Raw genomic sequence first — 2,194 nt, forward strand, 5'->3', positions numbered from 1 at the left:
GGGCACGCCGAACTACGACCTCGCCGTCGAGCACGGTTTCAAGCCGCTCACGGCCGCGGAAGTCGCCAGGAAGGCCGACCTGGTCCAGATCCTCATCCCCGATGAAATCCAGGGCAAGGTCTATCAGGCGGAGATCGGGCCGGTGCTCGCGGTCGGAAAGGCGCTCGGGTTCAGCCACGGGTTCAACATCCACTTCAAGCAAATCGTGCCGGCCAAGAACCTGGACGTCATCATGGTCGCGCCGAAAGGTCCCGGCCACACCGTCCGCGAGCAGTTCGTCGAGGGGGCCGGCGTCCCCGCCCTCTTCGCCGTCCACCAGGACGCCTCCGGCAAGGCCCGCCCTCTGGCCCTCGCCTATGCCAAGGCCATCGGCGCCGCCCGTGCCGGCGTCCTCGAAACCACCTATGCCGAGGAGACCGAAACCGACCTCTTCGGCGAGCAGGCGGTCCTGTGCGGCGGCGTGACGAGCCTCATCAAGGCCGGCTTCGAAACGCTGGTCGAGGCCGGATACCAGCCGGAACTCGCCTACTTCGAGGTCCTCCACGAACTCAACCTCATCGTCAAACTTCTGGTGCAGGGCGGCCTGTCGTACATGTGGTACTCGGTCTCGAACACCGCCGAGTACGGCGGCCTGACGCGCGGCGACGTGCTCATTGACGCGGCCGTCCGCCAGCGGATGAAGAAACTCCTGGCCGACATTCAGGACGGCTCTTTCGCCAAGGAATGGATCGAGGAGTGCAGGGCGGGCGGCAAAAAGTTCAAGGCCCTCGAAGCGGCCGAGCGGAACCACCCGGTCGAAAAGGTCGGCCGGGCCCTCCGCCGCCTCATGCCCTTCATCGACGCCAAAGAGGTCTAGTTCTACAACGCTATCTCAACGCAGAGATCGCAGAGAGCGCAGAGATAACCTCTTCTTTCACAACCCCGGCCCGGGCCGGGGCACGGCCTGCCCCGGGCCGGGCGCTATTCCACACCCCCAACTTCATGCCGTCTCCTTATTCCTTTTGACCTCTTGACAGTTGTTCTCCGCGTTCTCGGCGCTCTCTGCGTTGAAGAACACAGTGTAGTAGTACTAGGCGAGGGGTTTTTCGGGTCCGCATTCGCACTCAATCGCCCCTTTTGGGGAATCCCAGGCCCCCAACCCCGAACCCTGTACCGGAAGAGCCTGAGGCCATTTCTGTGAATGTTCTCGGAAAATCTGAAATTTTTCCGCCTGCTTCGGAAGAGCGCAACTCCTTGTGCACAAGGCACTTAGGGAGTCCTGGCGGGCGGGTTCCGGGCCTCGGACGCCCTCCGCGATTTGACAGCGGGGCATTCTTGTGGTATACTTAGACGATTCACGGGGTTGTGTTGCGGGGACATCTCATGAAACGGGGGAGGTCAGCCTACCGATTCTTCCTCGGGGATTCTCTCCGCATTATTTCCGAAAGGGGATAGCGATGAAAGCGGTGCACACTCTCTTTGCGCTGGGTCTGGCGGGGCTTTTCCTGGCGGCGGCGATGCCCGCCACGGCCGCGCCTCTCAGTGTCCGCATCGAAGACCACTTCTTCACGTTCGAGGGCCCCGACGTCTCCGCGTACCTTTTCAACGGCGCCCTGGCCGACCAGTTGACGGTCGGCACGAGTTCCAACCACCTGGTCCACGGGTACACGTATGAGGGGACGGTGCCGACCGTTCCCGGCGGACCTCCTCCCAGCATAAACCCCTATCCGGTCTATTCCGGCACGCCGATCAAGTTCGGCGGCCTCATGGTGATGGACCTCTTCTTTAAGACGAACGACGGGCCCTACACCAACCCCGGCGGCGACACCTTCGCGGTCAGTCTGGTCGGCAACACGGGTGGCCTGAAGATCACCGGCTGGATTGCGACGCAAGGGTTCCCGCCCGGCGTCCAGTATCCGGGCGCGGCCATGGACATCACCCTGTTGGACATCACCTTCGACAAGGTGTCGCTCCTGGCGCGCGAGGGCTACGACCGCATTGACATTGTGGAAGCCTCCGGCATCGTCAACACCCTGCTCGACGTGAACGTCCAGGCACGGAACCTCTCCGGCGCCGTGTACTTCCGGTTCGAGTCGGACGACCCCGGCCAGGCGATCTTCCCCGTCCTCTCGCCCGCCCTCTACAATCCGCTTGCGGACTACGGCCTGGCGAACATCGAGAACGGATGGGTGGGCGGTGTCGTGGGCGTTCCCGA

The 2,194-nt window shown here is 63.2% G+C and carries 2 protein-coding genes; both read left to right on the top strand.

The window, feature by feature from the left end; translation table 11 throughout:
• Positions 1–856 (top strand): ketol-acid reductoisomerase (gene ilvC / locus NTX40_07440; GenBank protein ID MCX5648912.1); only part of this gene is annotated, 856 nt, incomplete at its 5' end.
• Between the two features lie 580 nt (positions 857–1,436).
• Positions 1,437–2,194, top strand: a 758-nt coding sequence (locus tag NTX40_07445; GenBank protein MCX5648913.1) for a hypothetical protein, incomplete at its 3' end; no start/stop codon positions are given.

Source organism: Planctomycetota bacterium (assembly GCA_026387035.1).
Lineage (GTDB): Bacteria > Planctomycetota > Phycisphaerae > FEN-1346 > FEN-1346 > JAPLMM01.